Here is a 22,023-nt window from a genome sequence, read left to right on the forward strand (position 1 = left end):
CCGCGCCCCTGGGGCTTCCGTCATCAGGGTGTTACCTCCATACGGTCGGTCGATGCCAGAAGATCCCAGGCCAGCAGGCCCGCCCCCAGGCAGCCGGCGCCGTCGCCCAGCGCCGCGGGGACGATCGTCGGCTGTTTCTGGAAGGTGATGCGCTGCCGGACGGCCTCCCGCAACGGCGTGAACAAGGTCTCCCCGGCCTCCGCAAGGCCGCCGCCGATGATCAAAGTGCGGGGGTCCAGCAATGTCAGGGCCGTGACCAGGCCGTCGGCCAGGGCGTCCACGGCCTGTTGCCAGACCGCCCGGGCCTTCGGGTCGCCGGAGTCCACCGCCTTGGCGCAGTCCGCCGCGTCCGCGTCCGGGTCGCCCGAGGCCGCGGCCCAGGCCTCGCTCACGGCCGCCGCCGAGGCGAAGCGCTCCAGGCAGCCGTGCTGCCCGCACGGGCAGGGGGATCCGCCGGGGCGTACGACGATGTGGCCGATCTCGCCCGCGAAGCCGTGCGCGCCCGCCTCCACCCGGCCGTCGACGCCGATGGCGCCCGCGATGCCGGTGCCCAGGGCCACGAACAGGAACCGGTCCGCGCCCCGGCCCGCTCCGACCCGGCCCTCGGCGAGGCCGCCGGTGCGCACGTCGTGGCCGAGGGCGACCGGAACGCCGAGCCGCTCCGACAGCCGGGCACGCAGCGGGACGTCGCGCCAGCCGAGGTTGGCGGCGTAGACGGCGATGCCGCCCGCCTCGTCGACGATGCCCGGGACGGCCACACCGGCGGCGGACGCGGGCGTGCCGAAGTGCTCGGCGCCGTAGGCGTGCAGCTCGGCGGCGAAGTCGAGGATGCCCGCGACGACGGCGTCCGGCCCCTGGGCGCGTCCGGTGGCCCGGCGGGCCCGGTGCAGCACCTCGCCCCCGGGCCCGGCCAGGGCGGCCTTCATTCCGGTGCCGCCCACGTCGAGGGCGATGACATGTCTCACGGAAACAGTGTGACCCGGTGACCCGCAAGAGGTCTAGTCCACTCACGTGGTGTAGACCTTATTCCGAATATCGAAATGTTTCAGAGGCGGCGACGCCAGGGTTGGGGAAGAACAGCGGTGCAGCGGCGGCGAATGGCAGGAACGATCGCGGCGGTGTCCGCACTGGGCATGACGGCGGTGCTCGGCGGCTGCGGCATGACGGGCGGCTCGGGTGACGTGACGCTCAAGCTGGTCGCCGCCGACTACGGCGACAGCGCGGCCAACAGCTCGAAGAAGTACTGGGACAAGCTCGTCCAGGAGTACGAGGCCGACCACCCCGACGTCACGATCGACGTCAGCGTCTACTCCTGGAACGACGTCGACCGCGAGGTCAGGGAGATGGTCGCCGCCGGTGACCCGCCGGACATGGCGCAGATCGGCGCCTACGCCGACTACGCGGCCAAGAACCAGCTCTACAAGGCCGACGACCTGCTCTCCATACCCGTGCAGGCCGACTTCGTCGGGCAGCTGGCCTCCGCGGGCCAGGTGAAGGGCGTGCAGTACGGGATGCCGTTCGCCGCCTCGACGCGCGTCCTCTTCTACAACAAGACCCTCTTCGCCAAGGCCGGCATCACCCCGCCCGAGTCCTGGGACGACCTGGCCGAGGGCGCCGAGGCGCTCAAGGCCGAGGGCGTGAAGTACCCGTACGCGCTGCCGCTCGGCCCGGAGGAGGCGCAGGCCGAGACGATGCAGTGGATGCTCAGCGGTGGGGGCGGCTACACCGACAGCGTCGACAGTTACGGCATCGACTCCCCAGAGAACATCGACACCTTCTCCTGGCTGAAGAACGACCTGGTCGGCAAGGACCTGACGGGGCCGGTCGCGCCGGGCGAGCTGAACCGGGCCGCCGCGTTCGCCGCTTTCACCAAGGGCCAGGTCGGCATGCTCAACGGCCACCCCTCCCTGATGAAGACCGCCGAGAGCAAGGGCGTGAAGTACGGCATGGTGCCCATGCCGGGCAAGGGGGGCCCGAGCAAGTCCACGCTCGGTGTGGCCGACTGGATGACGGCCTTCCGCGAGAACGGCCACCGCGACCAGGTGGGCGACTTCCTCGACTTCGTCTACAGCGAGAAGAACGTGCTGGCCTTCTCCCGCGAGTACGACCTGCTGCCGGTCACCTCCTCCGCGTCCGGCACCATGGCCGACTCCGACGAGGACCGGCACCTCAGGCCGTTCCTGGAGGAGCTGCTGGCCTCCGAGCTCTACCCGGTCGGCAAGACGTCCTGGGCCGACGTCAGTGCCCAGGTCAAGCAGCAGATCGGCAAGGCCGTCGCGCCCGGCTCCAGCCCCTCGGGCGTCCTCGGCCACCTCCAGGCGGCGGCCGGCCGGGCGGAGAGTGCGGAGTAGCCACGCTGTCGGTGGCGGGCGTTACGGTGCCGGGTATGGACGAGGACACGGGTGAGCAGGGGCTCGGGCGCCGGGAACGGGACATCCTCGCGCTCGAACGCCGGGGTTTCCCCGGGCCCGGTGCGAAGGAACGGGCCGTGCGTGAGGAGCTGGGGCTCGCCCCGGTGCGGTACTACCAATTGCTCAACGCCCTGTTGGACGACCCCAGGGCCCTGGCCCAAGACCCGGTGACCGTGAACCGGCTGCGGCGCGTCCGGGAGACGCGTCGGTCGGAGCGCTGAGAACCGTGGGGCTCCCGGCCGTACGACGGGTGCGTTGTGGTTGTTCGCGCCCCGCGGCGGAGCCGCATATCGATGCTGCCCCGCGCCCCTGAAGGGGCGTGTTCAGCCGAGCTGGTCTGCGAGTGCTGCCAGCAGGCCCACGACCCCTTCCGGGCCGTCCACCACCAGGTCCGCGCGCTCGCGCAGTTCCGTCACCTCGTCGCTGCCGCTGCACACCAGCAGGCCCGGGGTGCCGGATGCGCGGAGGGTGTCGACGGCGGCGTAGGCGGGCAGGTCGCCCAGGTCGTCGCCGGCGAAGAGGACCGACCCGGCGCCGACCTCCCGGGCGAATCCGGTGAGGGCGGCGCCCTTGTCCATGCCGGGCGGGCGCAGTTCGAGGACCATGCGGCCGGGCTCGACGATCAGGCCGTGCCGCATCGCCAGGCCGGTGAGCGGCTCGCGCAGGGCGTCGAAGGCGGCCTGCGGGTCGGCGGCCCGGCGGGTGTGCACGGCCACCGCCCGGCCCTTGTCCTCGACCCAGGTCCCGCTCCCTTCGAGCAGCCCGGGCAGCTCGGCGCGGACGGCGTCGACGCCGGGGTGCGCTTCGGGGGCGGTGACCTCGCCGGTGCGGGCGTCCCACCGCTCGGCGCCGTAGTGCCCGAGGACGACCAGGTGCTCAAGACCCGGTACGCCCGCGAAGCCGCCGTTGCGTACGGCGACCTCGGCCGGCCGGCCGGTGATCACCGCGACGGCGGCGACCTTCGGGGCGAGCGCCACCAGCGCGCCCAGTGCCTCCGGATGGGCCCGGGCCAGCTCCGGGTCGGCGACGATCGGGGCGAGCGTGCCGTCGAAGTCCAGTGCGACCAGCGCCTTGCCGGGATCGGCGAGCAGAGCGGCGAGCCCGTCCTGCCCGGCCTTCGTGACCGGCGCGGGCAACGCGTTCGTGCTCATCGCCGCTCAGCCCCTCAGCGCGTCGAGCTGGTCCACGAACCACTGGGCCGGCGGCAGTGCCGTCGCCGCCGCCGCCAGGCGCTTGCAGCGCTCGGCGCGTTCCTCCGGGCGCATCGACAGCGCCTCGTGCAGAGCCGCGGCCGTGCCCGTCACGTCGTAGGGGTTGACCGTGATCGCGTCCTCGCCGAGCTCCTCGTGCGCCCCGGCCTCCCGCGACAGCACCAGTGCGCAGCCCGCGTCGGAGACGACCGGGACCTCCTTGGCGACGAGGTTCATGCCGTCCCGGATGGGGTTGACGAGCGCCACGTCGGCCAGCCGGTAGGCGGCCAGAGAGCGGGCGAAGTCGTCCTTGAGGTTGAGTACGACCGGCGTCCACCCCGGCGTCCCGTACTCGGCGTTGATCTCCTCCGAGAGCCGCCGGACCTCGGCCGTGTAGTCCCGGTACACCGCGAGGTCCTGCCGCGAGGGGTACGCGAAGGCCACGTGCACCACCCGCTCGCGCCACTCGGCGTGGGTCTCGAGGAGCCGGCGGTAGGCCAGCAGGCCGCGCACGATGTTCTTGGACAGCTCGGTGCGGTCGACCCGGACGATGGTGCGGCGGCCCTCGCCGATCTCCTGCCGCAGCGCGGCGATCCGCTCCTCGACGTCCGGCTCGTGGGCCCGCTTGCGCAGGAAGTCCGCGTCCGCGCCCAGCCCGTGCACGCCGATCCGCGTGCCGCCGAGCCCCCCGGCGAACCGCTCGGCGCACGCGGTGAACGCCTCCGCCCAGCGCTCGGTGAGGAAGCCCAGCCGGTCCGCGCCGAGCATGCCGCGCAGCACCTGCGCGGCCACGTCGTCCGGCAGCATCCGGAAGTACTCGGGCGGCGCCCACGGCGTGTGCGAGAAGTGCCCGATGCGCAGGTCGGGCCGCAGCTCGCGGAGCATGCCCGGCACCAGCGTCAGGTGGTAGTCCTGCACCACGACCGCCGCGCCCCGCGCCGCCTCCTCGGCCAGCGCCTCGGCGAACGCCCGGTTGTACGTCTCGTAGGACGCCCACTGCCGCCGGAACTCCGCGTCGAAGGCCGGCTCCAGGGGCGTCTGGTAGAGCATGTGGTGCACGAACCACAGGACCGAGTTGGCGATGCCGTTGTAGGCGTCGGCGTGCACGTCGGCCGGGATGTCCAGCATCCGCACGCCGTCCTCGCCGACGCCCTGCCGGACCGCCTCCCGGTCGCCGTCGGACAGCGCCGAGCACACCCACAGCGCGTCCGCGTCCGAGCCGATCGCGGAGAGGCCGGACACCAGCCCGCCGCCGCCCCGTTTGGCGTCCAGCGAACCGTCCTCACCCACCGTGTAGGAGACCGGACCCCGGTTGGAGGCCACCAGCACCTGCGCAGCACCGTACGTTGAAGCCATAAGCCTCAACCTAGCCCGGCCCGGAAACGCTCAAACGTGCGGATCTGCCGTACGCGGCCGAAAACGGCCCCGGTCAGGCCGCCCTGCGCGCCTGGTACTCGGCGATCTCCACCATCGGCGGACGCTCCTCGGTGTCCACCGAGTACGTTCGTGGCTCGAAGCCGTCCTCCCCCCGCTCGAACTGGGTCAGGGACGGCCGGATCAGATGCCCGCGGGCCAGCCGCAGCTGGGCCGTGCGGTAGATCGCGGCGGCCATCCGGCCCAGCGCCTGCCCGTCCTGGTGCCGGTGCTTGCGCACCCCGACGTCCACCTGGGCGAGGGCGTCCAGGCCCACCAGGTGCAGGGCGTCGACCAGCATCCCCAGCTCCACGCCGTAGCCGACGGGGAACGGCAGCTGCTCCAGCAGCGAGCGGCGGGCCGCGTACTCGCCGCCGAGCGGCTGCACGAAGCCGGCCAGCTGCGGCCAGTGCATGTTGAGCAGCGGGCGTGCCATCAGCTCGGTGACCCGGCCGCCCTGCCCGGCGGCACCGGAGAGCGGCCGGTCGTACATGGCCTTCACCAGGTCCACGTCCGGGTCCGTGAGCAGCGGGCCCACGATCCCGGAGACGAAGTCGGACGAGAAGTCCCTGAGGTCGGCGTCGACGAAGCAGACGATGTCCCCGCGGGTGACGAGCAGCGAGCGCCACAGCACCTCGCCCTTGCCGGGCACGGCGGGCAGACGCGGCAGTATCCGGTCCCGGTGCACCACCCGGGCGCCCGCGGCGGCGGCCACCTCCGACGTACGGTCGGTCGAGCCGGAGTCGACGACGACCAGCTCGTCGACGAGCGGGACCTGCCGCATCAGGTCGTGGCGTATGACGGCGACGATGTCGCCGACCGTCGCCTCCTCGTCGAGGGCGGGCAGCACGACGCTGACCGTCCGGCCCGTGCGCTGCTTGGCGGCCAGGATCTGGTGGAGCGGGCGATCGTTCGCGGACCAGGAACGCGCGCTCAGCCAGCGCTCGACTTCTTCCAGCACAGTGGCGGCTCCTCTGCGTGCTCTCGGCGGGACGCACTGCCCGCCGCGGTGCGGCTGACGGGTACAGTCATCTCGCGTTTCGGACGACTATCTCAACTGTCCTGGTCGTCGGTTACAGTCTTGAACAAGGCGGATGACCATCGCATGTCCGGCGTCAGCCGCCGCCTACAACCACATACAGCTCATCCAGAGGGGCAGAGGGATACGGCCCGATGAAGCCCCGGCAACCCTCCAGCCGATACTCGTAGGTCACTGTCGACCGCTCCGCGAGGTCCCGGCTCGGGAAGGTGCCAAATCCGTCTCACGGCGAGATGCGTCGTGAGGAAGATGAGGAAGGGCCTCGCCTCACATGGCTGTGCAGACTGTTGCAAGCACCACTGACTCCACCGTAGACCTCGGTCCCGCCGCGGCGCTGAGCTGCCGCGAGTGCGGTCACCGCGTACCCCTCGGACCGGTCTTCGCGTGCGAGGAGTGTTTCGGCCCGCTGGAGATCGCCTACGACTTCTCGGCCTACGACACCGAGGAGCTCCGCGAGCGGATCGAAGCGGGCCCGGCGAACATCTGGCGCTACGCCCCGCTGCTGCCGGTCCCGGCCGACGTCGCGGACAAGCCGAACATCAATCCCGGCTGGACCCAGCTCGTCAAGGCCGACAACCTCGCGCGCGAGCTGGGCGTCGACGCCGGCAAGCTGTTCATCAAGGACGACTCCGGCAACCCGACGCACTCCTTCAAGGACCGTGTCGTCGCCCAGGCCATCGAGGCCGCCCGCGCCTTCGGCTTCACCACGCTCTCCTGTTCCTCCACCGGCAACCTCGCCGGCGCCGTGGGTGCCGCCGCGGCCCGCGCCGGCTTCCGCTCCTGCGTGTTCATCCCGCACGACCTGGAGCAGGGCAAGGTCGTCATGGCCGCGGTCTACGGCGGCGAGCTCGTCGGCATCGAGGGCAACTACGACGACGTGAACCGCTTCTGCTCCGAGCTGATCGGCGACCCGGCCGGTGAGGGCTGGGGCTTCGTCAACGTCAACCTCCGGCCGTACTACGCGGAGGGTTCCAAGACCCTGGCGTACGAGATCTGCGAGCAGCTCGGCTGGCGGCTGCCGGACCAGCTGGTCGTGCCGATCGCCTCCGGCTCGCAGCTCACGAAGATCGACAAGGGTCTCCAGGAGCTGATCAAGCTCGGGCTGGTCGAGGACAAGCCCTACAAGATCTTCGGCGCGCAGGCGCTCGGCTGCTCGCCGGTGTCCACGGCCTTCAAGGCCGGGCACGACGTCGTACGGCCGCAGAAGCCGGACACGATCGCCAAGTCGCTGGCGATCGGCAATCCGGCGGACGGGCCGTACGTGCTGGACATCGCGCGGCGGACGGGTGGTGCGGTGGAGGACGTGAACGACGAGCAGGTCGTCGAGGCGATCAAGCTGCTGGCGCGGACCGAGGGTGTGTTCGCGGAGACCGCCGGTGGTGTGACGGTCGGCGTGACGAAGAAGCTGCTGGAGAACGGGCTGCTCGACCCGTCGAAGTCGATCGTCGTCCTGAACACCGGTGATGGTCTGAAGACGCTGGATGCGGTGGCCGGGACCGGGCTCACGGCGACCATTCGTCCCAGCCTGGAGTCGTTCCGGGACGCGGGACTCGTCTGACCGTTGTTCGCTGCGGGCCGGTGGGGGGCTGGTCGCGGCCACGCGGCGGAGCCGCATATCGGCACAGCCCCGCGCCCCTGGAAGCAGGTGCGTCACCCAACCCGGAGGTTTTGAAGTCATGAGCGTCACCGTCCGCATCCCCACCATCCTGCGCACCTACACGGGCGGGCAGGCCGAGGTCGCCGCCGAGGGCGCGAACCTCGGTGAGGTCATCGCCGACCTGGAGAAGAACCACACCGGGATCGCCGCCCGGGTGCTCGACGACCAGGGCAAGCTGCGCCGGTTCGTCAACGTGTACGTGAACGACGACGACGTGCGGTTCGAGCAGGGGCTGGAGACGGCGACGCCGGACGGTGCCGGTGTGTCGATCATTCCCGCCGTCGCCGGTGGCTGAACGGGTCGACCGGCCTGTTTGTTACCTTCGGTAACGACGATTACCGAGAGTTCATCGAATTGCCCCCTCCGTGAGAGAAGCGGAGGGGGCAATTCTGTGTGGTTGAGCGGGGTACAGTTGGGGAACGCGATACCGATCCTCTGATCGGAACCCTGAATTCCTGCCGCGAGTCCGACAAGATGTAGCCAAAGTGTGCGCGTCTTTCGAGGCTTTTGTTCCCTTCGTGGAGCCCGACTTGCCCTGAATTCAGGCGAATTCTCCCCACATTCCGGACCCTGCGCGTCCAGAATTCTCGTCCGATTGACCTGTTGCAGACGGCAGTTGGACAGATACATTCGGCCGCGGTCGACGCGTTCCGGCGCACGCCCCCAACCGTGGGGGGTGAGGTCTGACCCGGATCCGCGAAGTGTGGATCTGTGCAAGGGCCAGTAATAGGGGAGTTAGGCATGGCTCAGGGCACCGTCAAGTGGTTCAACGCGGAGAAGGGGTACGGCTTCATCGCGGTCGACGGTGGTGCGGATGTTTTCGTCCACTACAGCGCGATTCAGATGGACGGCTACCGCACCCTTGAAGAGGGCCAGCGGGTCGAGTTCGAGATCTCGCAGGGCCAGAAGGGACCGCAGGCCGACATGGTTCGCGTCGCTGCCTGAACGCGCACCACGACCAACGCTCACGCGACCGGTCTTCTCAGAAGGGCCCGTACCCCCCGGGGTGCGGGCCCTTCCGCGTGGTCGAACGGCCTGGCCGGCGGTGGTCGCGGGGGCCGACGCCCGTGCCCGGCCCAAGGGGCGCTCGCGCCCGCCCGTCACCCCTCGACTCACCCGATCGCCACCCCTCGACGAGCGCTCGCCGCGCGAGCGCGCCTTGCACTCTCGGGGGTCGAGTGCTAATCATTGCGTTAGCACTCTGAAGGTGAGAGTGACAACGTAAGGACCGGGTCGGTGAGGCCCGCAGGCCGGGTGGGAAGGAACCACGAGGCAGGCGAGCCGTCCGTCGCGGGCGCGGGCGCGGTCCGAAGTAATCACCCCCAGTCCTGGAGGGACCACTTCACATGGCCAAGATCATCGCGTTCGACGAGGAGGCGCGGCGCGGCCTCGAGCGCGGCATGAACCAGCTCGCGGACGCCGTGAAGGTGACGCTCGGCCCCAAGGGCCGCAACGTCGTCCTCGAGAAGAAGTGGGGCGCCCCCACGATCACCAACGATGGTGTCTCCATCGCCAAGGAGATCGAGCTCGAGGACCCGTACGAGAAGATCGGCGCCGAGCTGGTCAAGGAAGTCGCCAAGAAGACGGACGACGTCGCCGGTGACGGTACGACCACCGCGACCGTTCTCGCCCAGGCCCTGGTCAAGGAGGGCCTGCGCAACGTAGCCGCCGGCGCCAACCCCATGGCCCTCAAGCGCGGTATCGAGCGTGCCGTCGAGGCCGTCTCCGCCGCCCTGCTGGAGCAGGCGAAGGACGTCGAGACCAAGGAGCAGATCGCCTCCACGGCCTCCATCTCCGCCGCCGACACCCAGATCGGCGAGCTCATCGCCGAGGCCATGGACAAGGTCGGCAAGGAAGGCGTCATCACCGTCGAGGAGTCCCAGACCTTCGGTCTGGAGCTTGAGCTCACCGAGGGTATGCGCTTCGACAAGGGCTACATCTCGGCGTACTTCGCGACCGACATGGAGCGTATGGAGGCCGTCCTCGACGACCCGTACATCCTGATCGCGAACTCCAAGATCTCGAACGTCAAGGACCTGCTCCCGCTCCTGGAGAAGGTCATGCAGTCGGGCAAGCCGCTGCTGATCATCGCCGAGGACGTCGAGGGCGAGGCCCTGTCGACCCTGGTCGTCAACAAGATCCGCGGCACCTTCAAGTCCGTCGCCGTCAAGGCCCCGGGCTTCGGCGACCGCCGCAAGGCGATGCTGCAGGACATCGGCATCCTCACCGGCGGCGAGGTGATCTCCGAGGAGGTCGGCCTCAAGCTGGAGAACGCCACGATCGACCTCCTGGGCAAGGCCCGCAAGGTCGTCATCACCAAGGACGAGACCACCATCGTCGACGGTGCCGGCTCCGCCGACCAGGTCCAGGGCCGGGTCAACCAGATCCGCGCCGAGATCGAGAACAGCGACTCGGACTACGACCGCGAGAAGCTGCAGGAGCGCCTGGCGAAGCTCGCCGGCGGTGTCGCGGTCATCAAGGCCGGTGCCGCCACCGAGGTGGAGCTCAAGGAGCGCAAGCACCGCATCGAGGACGCCGTGCGCAACGCCAAGGCGGCCGTCGAGGAGGGCATCGTCGCCGGTGGTGGCGTGGCCCTGCTCCAGGCCTCCCAGGTGTTCGAGAAGCTGGAGCTCGAGGGTGACGAGGCGACCGGCGCCAACGCCGTGAAGCTCGCGCTGGAGGCCCCGCTGAAGCAGATCGCCGTCAACGGTGGTCTCGAGGGCGGCGTCGTCGTGGAGAAGGTCCGCAACCTCCAGGTCGGCCACGGCCTGAACGCCGCGACCGGTGAGTACGTCGACATGATCGCCGAGGGCATCATCGACCCGGCGAAGGTGACCCGTTCCGCGCTGCAGAACGCCGCCTCCATCGCCGCGCTGTTCCTCACCACCGAGGCCGTCATCGCCGACAAGCCGGAGAAGAACGCCGCGCCCGCCGGCGGCGGCATGCCGGGCGGTGACATGGACTTCTGATCGACCCGGTCGATCACGTCCTTGCCGAGGGCGGCACTTCCTGTTCCGACAGGGGGTGCCGCCCTCGGGCGTTCGCCGACCGTCTTACTGCTCGTTTCAATAAGAGATCCATCAAGAGGGCCTCGAAGGCTGAAGGCAGGCGCCATTGGCTTGTCGCGTGGTAGGCATGAGCGGTGATTGGTCGCCTCCCGCTCGACGAGCAGCTCGCTGCCCTAAGGTCTGTGCTGTCCCGTAACGAGGTGCTGGTGGAGGTGTTGAACCGCACGGCTCGATTGGGGCTGCCGGGCTGGTACCTGACGGCAGGTTGCCTGTTCCAGACCGTCTGGAACGTGGCCACGGACAGGCACCCCAGCAGCGGTATCCAGGACTACGACGTCTTCTACTTCGACGATCATGATCTGTCGTGGGAGGCGGAGGACGCTGTGATCAAGGCCGCCGACGGTGCCTTCGTCGACGTGCCGGCAGAGGTCGAGGTCCGTAACGAGGCCCGCGTCCACCTCTGGTACGAGGAGAAGTTCGGCGTCGCGTGTGCTCCCTATGCCTCCACCGAGGCTGCCATCGACAGCTTCGCTGCTACTACCTGCTGCTTGGGCGTTCGCCTGGAACGGGATGGACAGTGGCGCGTCTACGCACCGCATGGGCTTGCCGACGTGTTCAACCTCGTCGTCCGGCCCAATCCAGTGCTTGCTCCGCGCGATGTATACGAGACCAAAACCGCCCGCTGGCGGCAGCAGTGGCCCGAGCTGACCGTGCTCGACTGGCCTTCCGAGCCCACCACCCTGACGCCTGCCTCGACATGATGCGCGAGTCGACGCAGAACAGATGATGCTGCACGCGAGCTGAAGCAGGCGGACGTGGAGGTCCGTGCGCCGTTCGTAGCGGACAGTTAGTAAGGGACGGAGTCGCGAGGGCTGCGCGAAGGGCTCGGGGGAGGAGGCGTCACAGGGGGGCCGGGTGGCTGACGCAAGGTGCGGGAGATTCCCTTGCGCTCGTACCTCAGGTGCTCCTTCTTCAGTTCGTCCTTGAAATGCCGTCCATGCGTGGCGATGGCGTCAGCGATGAGGAGTTCGGCGTAGGCGGCCTTGTTCGTCTTCTCGAGCGCGCAGGCCAAGGAGGCCTGGTCGAACAGGGAACAGACCTGGACCACGTGGTGCAGGATGCGCCGCACAACAGGGGGGGCCTCTGAGAACTGCGCGCCGGGCGCGTTCTCGAGATCCGTCATCAGCAGCAGGATGCGGCGTGAGGAGTACTCCTGGCACAGACTGCGCACCACGGCGTCCAGGCGTTTGTGGAGAGATGCCGACGCGAGAGCCAGCAGGATCCGCGCGGTAAGCGGTGCTGCGGGTTCGGCGGAGTGGCAGAGGACGGCGCGGTCTACATGGCGTGACCCCGCCCGGACGAGTGTGGTCAGGAACTCCCCGAGGTGTCTGATCGGCCGGTCGGTCAGTGCGTCCTGGAACACGACCTGGGCGTGATCAGGCAAGTCGTGTCGCTCCAGGCAGAGCAGGAGTGCGGCGACATCCTGCGGTGTGCTGATCCTGGCCGCCGCCTGCACGATGCTCTTCGAACCAGGGAACGCTCTGTCCAGCGTGCTGAACAGAGCGTGGATCTCGGCGGATGTTCTGGCTGCCCGCAGGGTCAGGACCAGAAGCTCCGCCGCGTACCGACGGCGCCCCGAGCCGTAGAAGTTGCTCAGGAGCGCGGCGATCTCGTGAGGCGGGCGGGACTCCGCGGCGCGGCATGCGATGGCCCAGGCGTCGTCGTGACGCTGTGTCTGCGACAGCACCGAGACGAGCGCGATCAGGTGCTCCACCCCGCGGCGCTGAGTGTCGTCGAAGATGGTGTCCGCGTCACGGCCCAGCCCGTGACGTGTCAGCGAGTCCATCAGGAGTACGACGTCCGACGCGGAACGCTGGGTCGCGGCTGCGGTCTGAAGGGCATCGGCGAATCGGGACAGCTGATCCTCGCGCAGCGTGAGACTCATCTCCACCAGGTCCGAGGTGGGACGGCGGGCAGCCGCAGTGCTCATGGCGGTGATGATCGCGTGGTCGAGTTCGCCGTCGGCGAGGGCCGCGGTGATGATCACCAGATCGGCCACGGGCCGGACGGCCGCGACCGCGCCGAGCAGGCTCTCGGCGTGTTCGCGGAGCTCGTTTCGATGGAGTGCGAGGACGAAGGCGCACATGTCGTCAGCCCGATGAAACTCCGCTGAGGCGCGCAGCAGCGTCAGGACGTAGTCCTCGAAGCCTCGTTGAAACAGTTCCCTCGCCAAGACGCCGACGTCTTCGACCGGGCGGACCATCACCATCGCCGACAGGGCGGTGTGCGCGTGTGCGTCGAAGCCCTCCTGCCGCAGCGCGGCCAGAAGTCCCGCCACTTCCTCGACGGTGCGTGACTGGCTCGCCGACCTCACCAGCTCGCCGGCCGTGGCCTGCCGGGTGCGCAGCTCCAGATCACCCACCACGCGTACGAGCTCCGGTACCGACGCCGTACGGTCGGCCTCTTCGAGCATGACCGTGAGCGAAGGAATTCCTGCCTGGTCCGGATCGGGGTGGAGTTCCTGCACAGCCTCCAGCTGGACCTCCAGCCGATGGCACTCGTCTTCGACGGCGATCAGTTCGGCCCGGGTGACGGCGAGGGCCTCCTGGAGATAGCTCACCTGGTCTTGCAGGTCGGTGCATTCCGCATCGAGCTGCTTGTACTCGCCTTGCCACAACTCCACTTCGGCCCGTTGGGCGAGTTGCTGCTGTTCCATCCGCATCTCGAGGTTCCGGCACCGGCTCTGCACGTTCGCGAGCCGGGACTCCCGGTCGACCAGCGCTTCCTCCAGGGCCCGTTGCCGGGTGGTGATGCGCCGTGCCTCCTCATCTGCTTCCGCCAGCTTGTCCTGGAGCTCCTGAAGCTCGCCGTTGCGCCTGTTCTGCTTCTGCGCCGCCCTGTGCAGCTCTCGCAGGGCCCGCTCCGCCTGGACGGTCAGTGGAGCATGCTCCTCTCGACGGTCCGCGATGACACCCGCGACGAAATCCCAGGGCGGGCACCGCTCGCCGTTGAGGTAGCGGGTCACCGAGCTGGCGTCCAAGTGCCGACGAGCGGCATAGCGGCGCACGCTGACCTTGAGAGCGAGAAAGACACTGCGCAGATCTTCTGCCAAGGCCCGCTTCTCCGGAGACAGCCCGTCCTTCAGCGGGGCCAGGCGCACTGGCCGGATCGGGCCATCGTCTGCTTCCTCACCGTCAGTAGACGTCTGTCCGTTGCGCATTCGGCCAGTATCACCGCGAGAGCGACCGCTCGCTCGGGAACTGGTGTTGCCGCCTGAAGCGGCAACACCCGGGCGGCACTGCCACTTCGGACGGCAACGCCTGAGGGGGTCTCCGGAGCCCTCCGTCCGGCCATGATCGAGCTGGACCGACACCGGGGACTTCCCGGGAGCCGAGCAGGAGGAAACACGATGACGAGCCATGACGAGAGCAAGCGGTCACGCTACGCGGCGGTCTGGCGCCGTCTCGCCCGTCAGGCCGCACTCGGCGCCGCCGGCGCCTTGGGGTCCGGCCTCGTCAGTGGGCTGCTGTGGTGGCTGCGGGGGCAATGAGCGTTCCGGATGCCGCCCTCGCGCGTGTCCGGGATCACAGCGGAGCTGGGATGGCCATGACCGGACCGGATGGTTGAAGGTTACGTCCCATGCGTATGCACATACCTTCCGGTATCCGAAAGTGAGCCCCCACGTGACTGTCGCCGCCTCCGCTTCCCGCGCCGCCGAAATCCTGTCCCGGCCCGTATCGCTGGGCGGCCTGACCGTTCCCAACCGGATCGCGATGGCGCCGATGACCCGCATGTTCTCCCCGGGCGGCGTGCCCGGCGAGGACGTCGTGTCGTACTACGCGCGCCGCGCCGCCGCCGGAGTCGGCCTGATCGTCACCGAGGGCACCTACGTCGGCCACGACTCGGCCGGGCAGAGCGACCGCGTGCCGCGCTTCCACGGCGAGGAGCAGCTCGCGGGCTGGGCGAAGGTCGCCGAGGCGGTGCACGCCGCGGGCGGCACCATCGTGCCGCAGCTCTGGCACATCGGCATGGTCCGCAACCAGGGCGAGCCGCCCGTCGCCGACGCCCCGGCCGTCGGCCCCTCCGGGCTGCGCATCGGCGCGGCCGAGCCCACCGGCAAGGCCATGACCCAGGCCGACATCGACGCCGTCATCGGCGCCTTCGCCGAGGCCGCTGCCGCCGCCGAGCGCATCGGCTTCGACGGTGTGGAGCTCCACGGCGCCCACGGCTACCTGCTCGACCAGTTCCTGTGGGAGGGCACCAACCGCCGCACCGACGCCTACGGCGGCGACCGGGTCGCCCGCGTCAAGCTCGCGGAGGAGATCGTCGCGGCGGTCCGCGAGACCGTCTCCGCCGACTTCCCCGTCATCTTCCGCTACTCCCAGTGGAAGCAGGACGCCTACGACGCCCGCCTCGCCGAGACCCCCGAGGAGCTGGAGGCCATCCTGTCCCCGCTGGCCGCCGCCGGCGTCGACGCCTTCCACGCCTCCACCCGCCGCTACTGGCTCCCCGAGTTCGAGGACTCCGACCTCAACCTGGCCGGCTGGACCAAGAAGCTCACCGGCAGGCCCACCATCACCGTCGGCTCGGTCGGCCTGGACGGCGGTGACTTCCTCAAGTCCTTCCAGGGCCACGGCGCCGAGGTCGGCGACCTCGACAACCTCCTCGACCGCTTCGAGCGCGACGAGTTCGACATGGTCGCCGTCGGCCGCGCCCTGCTCCAGGACCCCGAGTGGGCCCGGAAGGTGCTCGACGGCCGCTTCGAGGACGTGGCGCCGTACAACCCGGCGTCGCTGAAGTCCCTCAGCTGACACCCGTCACCACAGCGTCTGGATCTGCTTGCGTCAGTCAACGACACTGACTGAGCGCCTGTTCACCGGCATTCCGTGAGGAGATCCACATGACGACGACCGAGTCCCGCCCGTCGGCGGGCGGCCCTGCGGAGGAGCCCGCACCGGTGGTCCGTACGACCGCCGGTGCGGTGCGCGGCCGGAGGGAGGAGGGACTCGCGGTCTTCCGCGGCATCCCGTTCGCCGCACCCCCGGTGGGCGAGGCCCGCTTCATGGCCCCCCGGCCCGCGCACCCCTGGGACGGCATACGCGACGCCTGCGCCTTCGGCCCGCCGCCCCCGCAGGACCTCGGCAACCTGGGCGGCCCGGGCCTGCTAGACGTGCCCGAGGGCGACGAGTGGCTCACGGTCAACGTCTGGACGCCCGAGCCCGACCCGGGCGCCCGCCGGCCGGTCATGGTGTGGATCTACGGCGGCGCCTACAAGCTCGGCCACTCCGGCAGCCCCGGCTACGACGCCCGGCACATCGCCACCGAGGGCGACGTGGTGGTCGTGTCCCTCAACTACCGCCTGGGCATGGAGGGTTTCGCGTTCATCGAGGGCGCTCCCGCCAACCGCGGCCTGCTCGACCAGGTGGCCGCCCTGGAATGGGTGCGGGACAACATCGAGTCCTTCGGCGGCGACCCCGGCCAGGTCACGGTCTTCGGGGAGTCCGCGGGCGCGGGTTCGATCGCCTCGCTGCTCAGCATGGACCGTGCGGCAGGTCTGTTCCGGCGGGCGATCGCGCAGAGCGTGCCGGGGACGTTCTTCTCCGACGCCCTGGCCCGGGACATCGGCACCGCCCTCGCCGCCGAGCTGGGCCTGCGCCCCACGGTCGCCGACCTCTCCACGATCGCTCCGAACCTACTGACCTCGGCGGGCGAGACACTGAGCGCCAAGATGCTCCAGCGCGTCGACCGCTGGGGCCAGGCGGCACCCACGGTCACGCCCTTCTCCCCGGTGGCCGACGGGGACGTCCTGCCGGTCATGCCGTGGCAGGCCCTGGCGGCCGGTTCGGCGAAGGACGTCGAATTGCTCGTCGGCCACAACCGCGACGAGTACCGCCTGTTCATCGCCATGGCGGGCCGGCTGGGCCAGATCACCGACGAGAGGGCGGCCTCCGCCCTGCGCCTGTTCGCCCCCGGACCCGACGGCGGACAGGCCTACCGCACGGCGTTCCCCGACGCCTCCGCGAGCGAGCTCTACGAACGCGTCCAGACGGACTGGCTGTTCAACATGCCCACCCTCCACCTGGCCCAGGCCCAGCGCGCGGGCGGCGGACGCGCCCACGTCTACGAACTGACCTGGCCGGCCCCGGGCAACGGCGGCGCGCTCGGTGCCTGCCACGGTCTGGACATCCCGCTGCTGTTCGGCACGTACGGGGCGGACCTGGGGCTTCTGCTGTTCGCGGGCGTGGAGCCGTCCGCAGAGGCGCTCTCGCTGTCGTCCCGCTTCCGGGCGTCCTGGTCGGCCTTCGCGAGGACGGGCGACCCGGGCTGGCCCGCCTACGACGACGAGCAGCGGCTGGTGCAGGTGCTGGACGCGGAGCCGGTCGTCACGGCGTACCCGGAGGAGCGGTCGCGGCGGCTGTGGGAGGGGCACGAGTTCCTGCCGCTGCCGCTGCTGTGAGGACGATCCGTCACAGGTTGCCCATCGGCTCGATGTCCACCTTCACCGGCGTCCCCCACACCCGCAGCACCTCGTAGTCGGTGAACTCGTGCACCAGCCGGTACGCCATGGCGGCCCGGGGTGCCTTGCGCTGGGCGTTGATGAAGAGTTCGGCCTCCCGTCGGTCCCGGCGCGGGGTGCCGCACAGCTGCCAGGCCTGACCGTTCCACAGCTCCGCAAGCCAGCGCTGCTGGGGCTGGGGGCGGTCACCGCTCACGCCGTAGCGGGACGGCGCGGGTTCGACGGGCCGGTGCTGGGGGGCGGGCCCGTTGAACTCCGCCCTGCGGGCGGCCCTGCGCCGGGTCTCGCACAGCAGGCACAGGTCGGGGGCGGCCTCGTCGACCGGGCCGTTCGGGTGCTCGGGGCAGCGGGTGGTGGGCGCGGCGCCCGCGACACTCTCGTCCAGCAGGTCCAGCGCGCGCTTCAGATCGGCCTTGATCTCGTGCAGCTTGGCGTCCGGGGAGTCGCCGGTGAGGGCCTCCCCGTGCTCGCCGAGGAGTCGGAGGGCGCGGCCTAGGGCGGTGAGCTGGGCGTGGTTCATGGGTCCATTGTCGTCATTCGGCGTAGTCCTTGAGTTTCTCGGTGTTCAGGGTGATGTTCACGGGGGCGGGGAGTTCGACGGTGTCGCCCCAGGGGTGCGGGGAAATCTGCTGGTAGCGGCCGTCTTTTGGCTCGCTGAAGACCGTGAGGGTGTGGTTGTCGCGGTCGATGAGGAGGTAGACGGGGATCTCGGCTTCGGCGTAGCCGAGGGGCTTGTCGATGCGGTCGCGTTGGTTGGTGTCGTGGTCGCGGGACGTGATCTCCACGGCCATGAGGGAACCGCCGGGGTCGGACCACTCGCCGTCGCCCCGAAAATGATCCACCGGCACGAGCGTTCCGTCCGTGCGAGCGCGCCCCTTTCGGTAGGCCTCTGCCTTGACGCCTGACTCGGGTACCAGATCCAGGTCAGGACGGTGCTGCATGCACTGGCGCAACAGCCACATGAAGATGGAGCGGTGGTTGCCGTCCGGCATGGCCTTGACCTCGAGTTTTCCGTTGATGTACTCAAGCCGCACGGTCTCCGGGGCGCGGCGTTCCAGCTCTTCGAAGTCCTCGACGCTGAGCGGGTCCTTCGAACGGACGCGACCGTCGACGTACTCGAGTCGCACGCTCTTCGGGGCCACCTCGGCCAGATCCTCGAAGTCCTCGATGGGCATCAGCGGGCGGTCAGCGGTACCAGGGGTCATAGTGCCTCCTCCCTTCCATCGTGCCCTGGGGGAGTGACGTCGCACCGCAGGAGCCGTCATGTGCGTGCCTTCTCTCGGCGTCGTTGGGACATCTCGGCGCGGATCCGGGCCGCGCGGTCGTGAACGGTGAGGGCGGACAGGGGTGCGGGGGGTTGCGCAGGCGCGCGTTCACCCCGGCAGGTGCTGCAACGCCCCCCTGGCAGGGTTTCCGGACGCCCCGGGGCGCCGCAGTTCGCGCACTCCAGGACCCGCAGGGGTGGGCGTGGAGCGGGTGGGGGTGGGAGTTTGCTGGTCAGGCGGTTGCGGACCAGGGCGGCGGGGTGGTGGACGGGCGTCGGCAGACCGGCCGTGAGCGCACGCAGTACGTCGTCCTCCGAGGCGCCCCGCGCGAACCACTCCGGCACGAGTGGGGCGAGTGCCGCGCAGTCTGCCTCGGAGAGGGACAGGACGGGCGCGGTGCGGCCGAGGGCGGCCAGGAGGATGTGGGCGCGGGAGCGGGTGGGGCGTGTCGCCTGCGGCGGTACGTCGCCGCGGGTGAAGGCGGCCCACCAGTCGTCATCCCGGGCGGTTCGGGACCACCACGATCGGGTGATCCAGCGGGAGCTGCCGTCGTCGGCCGTCACGCACTCCCGGCCGCGCCGCAGATGGCCTGCCTGCTGGATGCGGTTGAGGGCGGTGCCGAGGGCGCACTGTCCGTACGGGAGGTGCTTGGCCAGCGTCTTCACGGAGATGTCCGCGCCCTCGGGGAGCCGGTCGAGGTAGGCGGCGATGGCGGCTTCGCGGGGTGGGAGGTGGGCGAAGTCGTGGTTGGTGCCGGGGAGTTGGTCGGAGGTCGTGCGTTTGCCGTAGCCGGGGTTCGCCATTGGGTGCGCGGGCGGGGAGGCAGCACTAAGCTTGGACTCAGCCATGGGATCGGTCTTTCAGCCGTCGATCTCTGGTTAAGCCCCCGCAGGTGTTGGCGCACCGGGCGGGGGCTGTTGCTTGTCCAGGAACGGTAGAGGTACGTGACTGTCCGTGGCAAGCCGGACGCGTCGCGTCAACTCTCCGGGTGGGAGGGCGGGTTGAAGCCCTCCACCCCATCCTTGAAAAGAGCGCTCGAAGCCCGGGTCCCGAAGCTCAGGCCGTCTCGTCCTTGAGGTTCTCGACGAACGCGGCCCAGGCGGTGGCCCGGAACACGAGCTTCGGGCCGTGGGGGGTCTTGGAGTCGCGGACGGGGGTGGCCGTCGGCCATTTCCAGGCAGTCGCCGCCGCTGCCGCCGCTGTAGCGCCAACTCGCCGACTTATCGCGGTCGTTGCCCGTGGGGAGACGCTGCGGGCTCGCGTCCGGCAGGTCGACCGGGAGGCGAAGTCACGGTGAAGTAATAGCCGACGAAGGATGTACAACCATTCGCCCCCCACCACCGTCGAACAGGCGTATCGCGCATACGCCGGCGTTCGCCCCACCGCACGCCACTCCGGAAATCACATCCTTTCCCCAGAGGAATCCTCTCTTATGACGTTCCGTTGGCTGTGCGGTGTCCTGCGTGTGCGTGGGAAGACCGACCTTCTTCTCGTGTTCCTGTTCGCCGCCGGTTTCGCCGCACTGCCCGTCTTCGCGCTGCTCCCCTCGCTGTGGGGCTTCGCCGCCGCGTCGGCCGTGACGTACGCCGCGGACGAGGTGCTGCACACGCGCGCTCCCGCCTTCGTGCGGCGGCTGGCCGCGTTGCAGCTGACCCGGACGATGCGGTTCGCCGTGCGGACGGTGATGCTGCTCGCGCTGGCCGACCGGATGGACGCGCCGGGCGCGGTGCTGGTGGCCGCGCTGGCGGTGTTCAGCGCCCACTTCGGCCTGGTGATCCTGTACACGGCGGTGCATCACGCCATCCGGCGGCGCCGCACCCTGCCGGTCGTGGTGCGCAACCTCGACATGAGCGGCGCGGGCATCCCGCAGTCGCCCCCCGCTCTCCTCTACCGGCGCTTCCTGCGCAAGCTGCTGCACCTCGACCTGCCGGCCCACGCGGGGCTGCTCGCCGCGCTGGCGGCCGGGGCGTGGCGGCCCGCGGGGATCGGCTTGGCCCTCACCGTGGGGCTCGCCGTCGCGGCCGTCGTGGCGCTGCTCGGGCAGCTGCGCCGGGCCCGCCGGATGCCGCCGGACGACGAGGTGATCGCCGAGCTCAACCGGCAACTCGCCGGGTACCGGCCGGAGGTGGCCCTGTACTTCAGCTTCGCGGCCGTGTCGCGGGACTTCATGTACCAGGTCAACATGTGGATCGAGACGCTGGAGCAGCTCGACCGGCGGCCGTTGATCATCCTGCGGGAGCGGGCCTCGTTCCGCTATCTCGGCCGTACGTCGATCCCGGTCGTGTGCGTGCCGAAGGCCGACGACGTGGCGCAGCTCGAGCTGCCCGAGCTGCGGGTCGTCCTCTACCCGGGCAACGCGGGCAAGAACGTGCACATGCTGCGCGTCGCCGAGGCCAAGCACGTCTTCATCGGGCACGGCGACAGCGACAAGCTCGCCAGCAGCAACCGGGTGAGCAAGGTGTACGACGAGATCTGGGTGGCCGGGCGGGCCGGGCGCGACCGCTACCAGCGGGTGCGGCACGCCATCAGCGACTCGGCGATCGTCGAGGTGGGCCGCCCGCAGCTGTCGTCGATCCGGCTGCACGCCGACCACGTGCCGGGGCCGGTGCCGACCGTGCTGTACGCGCCGACCTGGGAGGGCTGGAGCGACGACGACTGCCATACGTCGCTGATCCCGATGGGTGTGCAGCTGGTGGAGAAGCTGCTCGCGGAGAACGTCCGTGTCCTCTACAAGCCGCACCCCCTCACCGGCAAGCGCTCCCGGGTGGCGGCCGAGGCGGACCGGGCCGTCCGGGAGCTGCTGCGCGCCGACAACGAGCGGCGGGACGCCCGGGACGCCCAGGAGGCCGAGGCCGCGATCGCCGCCGCCCGGCCGCGGCTCGCGGAGATCCAGGCCCGGCTCGGCGAACTGTCCGGACGGCTCACCGGCGACGACGCCCAGCAGATGCGCGACGCGCGCCTCCCCGTCCGGGACGGGGAGGCCGAGTGGCACGAGCTGCGCGCCGAGTGGCACCGGCTCTTCTGGGAGAGCCGGGGGCCGGTCCGGCACCAGGTGATCCTCAGGCAACTGCCCACGCTGTACGAGTCCTTCGACCAGGCCGACATCCTCATCAGCGATGTCTCGTCCGTGGTCGCGGACTTCGTGGCGAGCCTCAAGCCGTACGTCCTGACCAACGCGCACGACCTGCCCGACGAGGACTTCCGGGCGGCCTACACCACCGCCGGGGGCGCCTACCTCCTGGACCGGGCGTGCACCCGCCTGCCGGAGATCCTCCGGTCGGTCCGCGAGCCGGCGCACGACCCGATGGCACCCGAGCGCCGGGTCCTCAAGCAGTACGTCCTGGGCCCGGACCGTCCCACTTCGATGGAGCGCTTCAACACGGCGGTCAACGTCCTGGCCGAGACGGCGACGGCGGAGCAGGCCGAGCGGCTGGGGGAGGGGGAGGAGCAGCGGGTGGTCGTGGGGGCGTGACGGTTCAGCCGACTGCCGCCCGTGGTGTGACGGTTCAGCCGATCGCCGTCA

At 70.2% G+C, this 22,023-nt stretch carries 20 protein-coding genes, 1 pseudogene and 1 riboswitch; of the genes and pseudogenes, 11 read left to right on the plus strand and 10 right to left on the minus strand.

What is annotated here, in order from left to right; genetic code table 11:
* Positions 1–23: 23 nt before the first annotated feature.
* Positions 24–965 carry an ROK family protein gene (locus tag ACFY9S_RS15880; protein WP_391128075.1) on the minus strand — a complete coding sequence of 314 codons (942 nt, stop codon included), beginning with the start codon at positions 963–965 and terminating at the stop codon, positions 24–26.
* A 132-nt stretch (positions 966–1,097) separates the two neighbouring features.
* Between ACFY9S_RS15880 and ACFY9S_RS15885 the strand changes: the two genes are divergently transcribed.
* The gene (locus ACFY9S_RS15885) at positions 1,098–2,351 is read left to right on the plus strand and encodes an extracellular solute-binding protein (RefSeq protein ID WP_391128078.1); all 1,254 of its coding nucleotides are present in this window, start codon (positions 1,098–1,100) and stop codon (positions 2,349–2,351) included.
* 35 nt (positions 2,352–2,386) lie between these two features.
* Complete coding sequence (locus ACFY9S_RS15890) at positions 2,387–2,632, plus strand: DUF3263 domain-containing protein (RefSeq protein WP_391128081.1); 246 nt, start codon at positions 2,387–2,389, stop codon at positions 2,630–2,632.
* Between the two features lie 102 nt (positions 2,633–2,734).
* Here the strand turns inward: ACFY9S_RS15890 and otsB are convergent, their stop codons facing one another.
* The 3 genes from otsB to ACFY9S_RS15905 form a co-directional block, all read right to left on the minus strand.
* The gene (gene otsB, locus ACFY9S_RS15895; RefSeq protein ID WP_391128084.1) at positions 2,735–3,562 is read right to left on the minus strand and encodes a trehalose-phosphatase; all 828 of its coding nucleotides are present in this window, start codon (positions 3,560–3,562) and stop codon (positions 2,735–2,737) included.
* A gap of 6 nt (positions 3,563–3,568) precedes the next feature.
* A complete protein-coding gene (locus ACFY9S_RS15900; protein WP_391128087.1) occupies positions 3,569–4,957 on the minus strand; it encodes a trehalose-6-phosphate synthase in 1,389 nt (462 codons plus the stop codon).
* A 73-nt stretch (positions 4,958–5,030) separates the two neighbouring features.
* Positions 5,031–5,975 carry a glucosyl-3-phosphoglycerate synthase gene (locus ACFY9S_RS15905; RefSeq protein ID WP_391128090.1) on the minus strand — a complete coding sequence of 315 codons (945 nt, stop codon included), beginning with the start codon at positions 5,973–5,975 and terminating at the stop codon, positions 5,031–5,033.
* Between the two features lie 179 nt (positions 5,976–6,154).
* Positions 6,155–6,309: riboswitch (SAM riboswitch) on the plus strand.
* Between the two features lie 15 nt (positions 6,310–6,324).
* Between ACFY9S_RS15905 and thrC the strand changes: the two genes are divergently transcribed.
* The 5 genes from thrC to ACFY9S_RS15930 all read left to right on the plus strand — a co-directional run bounded on the left by thrC (position 6,325) and on the right by ACFY9S_RS15930 (position 11,479).
* Complete coding sequence (gene thrC / locus ACFY9S_RS15910) at positions 6,325–7,611, plus strand: threonine synthase (RefSeq protein WP_391128093.1); 1,287 nt, start codon at positions 6,325–6,327, stop codon at positions 7,609–7,611.
* A 118-nt stretch (positions 7,612–7,729) separates the two neighbouring features.
* Entirely contained in the window at positions 7,730–8,005 is a 276-nt protein-coding gene (locus ACFY9S_RS15915; RefSeq protein WP_003991133.1) for a MoaD/ThiS family protein, read from the plus strand.
* A 446-nt stretch (positions 8,006–8,451) separates the two neighbouring features.
* Entirely contained in the window at positions 8,452–8,655 is a 204-nt protein-coding gene (locus tag ACFY9S_RS15920) for a cold-shock protein (RefSeq protein WP_003949956.1), read from the plus strand.
* 401 nt (positions 8,656–9,056) lie between these two features.
* Positions 9,057–10,679: a chaperonin GroEL gene (groL, locus tag ACFY9S_RS15925; RefSeq protein ID WP_102910466.1), complete on the plus strand. Its 1,623-nt coding sequence runs from the start codon at positions 9,057–9,059 to the stop codon at positions 10,677–10,679.
* A 173-nt stretch (positions 10,680–10,852) separates the two neighbouring features.
* The gene (locus ACFY9S_RS15930) at positions 10,853–11,479 is read left to right on the plus strand and encodes a nucleotidyltransferase family protein (RefSeq protein WP_391128098.1); all 627 of its coding nucleotides are present in this window, start codon (positions 10,853–10,855) and stop codon (positions 11,477–11,479) included.
* Here ACFY9S_RS15930 and ACFY9S_RS15935 read toward each other — a convergent pair.
* Together ACFY9S_RS15935 and ACFY9S_RS15940 are read right to left on the minus strand one after the other, a co-directional pair.
* Positions 11,477–11,569, minus strand: a pseudogene (locus ACFY9S_RS15935) (IS5/IS1182 family transposase); the annotation flags it as partial. The gene ACFY9S_RS15930 and the pseudogene ACFY9S_RS15935 overlap by 3 nt on opposite strands.
* A complete protein-coding gene (locus ACFY9S_RS15940) occupies positions 11,566–14,091 on the minus strand; it encodes a hypothetical protein (RefSeq protein ID WP_391128101.1) in 2,526 nt (841 codons plus the stop codon). The gene ACFY9S_RS15940 and the pseudogene ACFY9S_RS15935, both read right to left, overlap by 4 nt.
* Before the next feature lie 36 nt (positions 14,092–14,127).
* Between ACFY9S_RS15940 and ACFY9S_RS15945 the strand changes: the two genes are divergently transcribed.
* From ACFY9S_RS15945 to ACFY9S_RS15955, 3 genes are all read left to right on the plus strand, one after another.
* A complete protein-coding gene (locus ACFY9S_RS15945; RefSeq protein WP_391128104.1) occupies positions 14,128–14,268 on the plus strand; it encodes a hypothetical protein in 141 nt (46 codons plus the stop codon).
* A gap of 133 nt (positions 14,269–14,401) precedes the next feature.
* Positions 14,402–15,529 (plus strand): NADH:flavin oxidoreductase, encoded by a 1,128-nt coding sequence (locus ACFY9S_RS15950; protein ID WP_391128107.1) that lies wholly within the window; start codon positions 14,402–14,404, stop codon positions 15,527–15,529.
* Positions 15,530–15,618: 89 nt separating this feature from the next.
* On the plus strand, positions 15,619–17,175 hold the full coding sequence (locus ACFY9S_RS15955; protein WP_391128110.1) for a carboxylesterase family protein: 1,557 nt from the start codon (positions 15,619–15,621) through the stop codon (positions 17,173–17,175).
* A 10-nt stretch (positions 17,176–17,185) separates the two neighbouring features.
* Here the strand turns inward: ACFY9S_RS15955 and ACFY9S_RS15960 are convergent, their stop codons facing one another.
* The 4 genes from ACFY9S_RS15960 to ACFY9S_RS15975 form a co-directional block, all read right to left on the minus strand.
* Positions 17,186–17,755: a hypothetical protein gene (locus ACFY9S_RS15960; RefSeq protein ID WP_102913442.1), complete on the minus strand. Its 570-nt coding sequence runs from the start codon at positions 17,753–17,755 to the stop codon at positions 17,186–17,188.
* A 13-nt stretch (positions 17,756–17,768) separates the two neighbouring features.
* A complete protein-coding gene (locus tag ACFY9S_RS15965; RefSeq protein ID WP_391128113.1) occupies positions 17,769–18,440 on the minus strand; it encodes a Uma2 family endonuclease in 672 nt (223 codons plus the stop codon).
* 56 nt (positions 18,441–18,496) lie between these two features.
* Complete coding sequence (locus ACFY9S_RS15970; protein ID WP_391128116.1) at positions 18,497–19,348, minus strand: hypothetical protein; 852 nt, start codon at positions 19,346–19,348, stop codon at positions 18,497–18,499.
* A 208-nt stretch (positions 19,349–19,556) separates the two neighbouring features.
* Positions 19,557–19,883 (minus strand): DUF397 domain-containing protein, encoded by a 327-nt coding sequence (locus tag ACFY9S_RS15975; RefSeq protein ID WP_391128118.1) that lies wholly within the window; start codon positions 19,881–19,883, stop codon positions 19,557–19,559.
* Between the two features lie 49 nt (positions 19,884–19,932).
* Between ACFY9S_RS15975 and ACFY9S_RS15980 the strand changes: the two genes are divergently transcribed.
* Positions 19,933–21,972 (plus strand): hypothetical protein, encoded by a 2,040-nt coding sequence (locus tag ACFY9S_RS15980; RefSeq protein ID WP_391128121.1) that lies wholly within the window; start codon positions 19,933–19,935, stop codon positions 21,970–21,972.
* Positions 21,973–22,023 lie beyond the last annotated feature (51 nt).

The organism is Streptomyces sp. NPDC012474 (assembly GCF_042955185.1).
Taxonomy (GTDB): Bacteria; Actinomycetota; Actinomycetes; order Streptomycetales; family Streptomycetaceae; genus Streptomyces; species Streptomyces cahuitamycinicus.

Bases quoted from the DNA above. Each gene is read 5' to 3' on its own strand.
- ACFY9S_RS15885 (WP_391128078.1), top strand. From the start codon at position 1,098: ATGGCAGGAACGATCGCGGCGGTGTCCGCACTGGGCATGACGGCGGTG.
- ACFY9S_RS15890 (WP_391128081.1), top strand. From the start codon at position 2,387: ATGGACGAGGACACGGGTGAGCAGGGGCTCGGGCGCCGGGAACGGGAC.
- otsB (WP_391128084.1), bottom strand. From the start codon at position 3,562: ATGAGCACGAACGCGTTGCCCGCGCCGGTCACGAAGGCCGGGCAGGAC.
- ACFY9S_RS15900 (WP_391128087.1), bottom strand. From the start codon at position 4,957: ATGGCTTCAACGTACGGTGCTGCGCAGGTGCTGGTGGCCTCCAACCGG.
- thrC (WP_391128093.1), top strand. From the start codon at position 6,325: ATGGCTGTGCAGACTGTTGCAAGCACCACTGACTCCACCGTAGACCTC.
- ACFY9S_RS15915 (WP_003991133.1), top strand. From the start codon at position 7,730: ATGAGCGTCACCGTCCGCATCCCCACCATCCTGCGCACCTACACGGGC.
- ACFY9S_RS15920 (WP_003949956.1), top strand. From the start codon at position 8,452: ATGGCTCAGGGCACCGTCAAGTGGTTCAACGCGGAGAAGGGGTACGGC.
- groL (WP_102910466.1), top strand. From the start codon at position 9,057: ATGGCCAAGATCATCGCGTTCGACGAGGAGGCGCGGCGCGGCCTCGAG.
- ACFY9S_RS15945 (WP_391128104.1), top strand. From the start codon at position 14,128: ATGACGAGCCATGACGAGAGCAAGCGGTCACGCTACGCGGCGGTCTGG.
- ACFY9S_RS15955 (WP_391128110.1), top strand. From the start codon at position 15,619: ATGACGACGACCGAGTCCCGCCCGTCGGCGGGCGGCCCTGCGGAGGAG.
- ACFY9S_RS15960 (WP_102913442.1), bottom strand. From the start codon at position 17,755: ATGAACCACGCCCAGCTCACCGCCCTAGGCCGCGCCCTCCGACTCCTC.
- ACFY9S_RS15965 (WP_391128113.1), bottom strand. From the start codon at position 18,440: ATGACCCCTGGTACCGCTGACCGCCCGCTGATGCCCATCGAGGACTTC.
- ACFY9S_RS15970 (WP_391128116.1), bottom strand. From the start codon at position 19,348: ATGGCTGAGTCCAAGCTTAGTGCTGCCTCCCCGCCCGCGCACCCAATG.
- ACFY9S_RS15980 (WP_391128121.1), top strand. From the start codon at position 19,933: ATGACGTTCCGTTGGCTGTGCGGTGTCCTGCGTGTGCGTGGGAAGACC.